At 53.1% G+C, this 2350-nt stretch carries 1 rRNA gene; it reads right to left on the bottom strand.

From position 1 onward, the window contains the following. Nucleotides 1-12 precede the first annotated feature (12 nt). Nucleotides 13-2350 (bottom strand): 23S ribosomal RNA (locus tag ABIC50_RS33950); the annotation flags it as partial.

Raw genomic sequence — 2350 nt, 5'->3', positions numbered from 1 at the left:
CAGACTTGTTATAGGATCAAGCCTTACGGGCAATTAGTATCAGTTAGCTGAACGCATTACTGCGCTTACACACCTGACCTATCAACGTCCTGGTCTCGAACGACCCTTCAAGGGGATCTAGTCCCCAGGGATATCTCATCTTAAGGCGAGTTTCCCGCTTAGATGCTTTCAGCGGTTATCTCTTCCGAACATAGCTACCCGGCGATGCCACTGGCGTGACAACCGGTACACCAGAGGTTCGTCCACTCCGGTCCTCTCGTACTAGGAGCAGCCCCCTTCAAATATCCAACGCCCACGGCAGATAGGGACCAAACTGTCTCACGACGTTTTAAACCCAGCTCACGTACCTCTTTAAATGGCGAACAGCCATACCCTTGGGACCGGCTACAGCCCCAGGATGAGATGAGCCGACATCGAGGTGCCAAACACCGCCGTCGATATGAACTCTTGGGCGGTATCAGCCTGTTATCCCCAGAGTACCTTTTATCCGTTGAGCGATGGCCCTTCCATACAGAACCACCGGATCACTATGACCTGCTTTCGCACCTGCTCGACTTGTCGGTCTCGCAGTTAAGCACGCTTATGCCATTGCACTATCAGCACGATTTCCGACCGTACCTAGCGTACCTTCGTACTCCTCCGTTACGCTTTGGGAGGAGACCGCCCCAGTCAAACTGCCTACCATGCACTGTCCCCGACCCGGATCACGGGCCAAGGTTAGAACCTCAAACAAACCAGGGTGGTATTTCAAGGACGGCTCCACCGAAACTAGCGTTCCGGTTTCATAGCCTCCCACCTATCCTACACAGATCGGTTCAAAGTCCAATGCAAAGCTACAGTAAAGGTTCATGGGGTCTTTCCGTCTAGCCGCGGGTAGATTGCATCATCACAAACACTTCAACTTCGCTGAGTCTCGGGAGGAGACAGTGTGGCCATCGTTACGCCATTCGTGCAGGTCGGAACTTACCCGACAAGGAATTTCGCTACCTTAGGACCGTTATAGTTACGGCCGCCGTTTACCGGGACTTCAATCAAGAGCTTGCACCCCATCATTTAATCTTCCGGCACCGGGCAGGCGTCACACCCTATACGTCCACTTTCGTGTTTGCAGAGTGCTGTGTTTTTATTAAACAGTCGCAGCCACCAGTTTATTGCAACCCCTTCACCCTCTGCGCGCAGGCGCATCAAGCTACAAGGGCGTACCTTATCCCGAAGTTACGGTACCAATTTGCCGAGTTCCTTCTCCCGAGTTCTCTCAAGCGCCTTAGAATACTCATCTCGCCCACCTGTGTCGGTTTGCGGTACGGTCATCGTTAGACTGAAGCTTAGAGGCTTTTCTTGGAACCACTTCCAATTGCTTCGCTCCCTAAGGAGCTCGCGCCACACCCTTGAATTGCGCACCCGGATTTGCCTAAGTGCCTTCTCCAATGCAGCGACCGGGACTTCCAACACCCGGACAACCTTCCGCGATCCGTCCCCCCATCGCATCTAACAATGGTGCAGGAATATTGACCTGCTTCCCATCAGCTACGCATTTCTGCCTCGCCTTAGGGGCCGACTCACCCTACGCCGATGAACGTTGCGTAGGAAACCTTGGGCTTACGGCGAGGGGGCCTTTCACCCCCTTTATCGCTACTCATGTCAGCATTCGCACTTCCGATACCTCCAGCACGCTTTTCAACGCACCTTCGCAGGCTTACGGAACGCTCTCCTACCATGCGAGCATAGCTCGCATCCGCAGCTTCGGTATATAGCTTAGCCCCGTTACATCTTCCGCGCAGGACGACTCGATCAGTGAGCTATTACGCTTTCTTTAAAGGGTGGCTGCTTCTAAGCCAACCTCCTGACTGTTTTAGCCTTCCCACTTCGTTTCCCACTTAGCTATATTTGGGGACCTTAGCTGGCGGTCTGGGTTGTTTCCCTCTTGACACCGGACGTTAGCACCCGATGTCTGTCTCCCGTGATTGCACTCTTCGGTATTCGGAGTTTGCTATGGCGGGGTAATCTGCAATAGACCCCCCAACCATGACAGTGCTCTACCCCCGAAGGTGAGACACGAGGCACTACCTAAATAGTTTTCGGAGAGAACCAGCTATTTCCAAGTTTGTTTAGCCTTTCACCCCTATCCACAGCTCATCCCCTAACTTTTCAACGTTAGTGGGTTCGGACCTCCAGTACGTGTTACCGCACCTTCATCCTGGCCATGGATAGATCACTTGGTTTCGGGTCTACGCCCAGCAACTGAACGCCCTATTCGGACTCGCTTTCGCTACGCCTGCCCTATACGGTTAAGCTTGCTACTGAACGTAAGTCGCTGACCCATTATACAAAAGGTACGCCGTCACCCCTT

The organism is Burkholderia sp. 567, assembly GCF_040545115.1.
Classification (GTDB): domain Bacteria; phylum Pseudomonadota; class Gammaproteobacteria; order Burkholderiales; family Burkholderiaceae; genus Burkholderia; species Burkholderia ambifaria.
Note: the sequence above shows the minus strand (reverse complement) of the source record. Positions and strands in the feature narration are given on the sequence as shown.